This window comes from Bacillus sp. OTU2372 (assembly GCF_038440275.1).
GTDB lineage: Bacteria > Bacillota > Bacilli > Bacillales > Cytobacillaceae > Neobacillus > Neobacillus bataviensis_B.
In genome coordinates this window covers 1-213 of record NZ_JASATK010000105.1, presented here as the reverse complement: position 1 = coordinate 213, position 213 = coordinate 1, and the positions used below count along the sequence as shown (strand labels likewise).

At 34.7% G+C, this 213-nt stretch carries 1 pseudogene; it reads left to right on the top strand.

The window, feature by feature from the left end:
- Nucleotides 1–213, top strand: a pseudogene (locus tag AAHB15_RS30150) (IS110 family transposase); the annotation flags it as partial.

The window sequence follows — 213 nt, the reverse complement described above, 5'->3', positions numbered from 1 at the left end:
CCCAATGAGTTAGTAAAGCTATCTAATGAAGAGATATTGATTCATGTTAGACAGGTTGTTAAACGTGGAATTGGGATCAGCAAAATAAAGGAACTAACAGGAGTAGCTCAAGTTTCAATTGGAATCCGTGAGGGTTCAAACATGGCTAAATTAGAGCTCAGTACATTAATAGAAAAATATGAATTGATTACGGAAAAGTTCGAAGAACTAGAA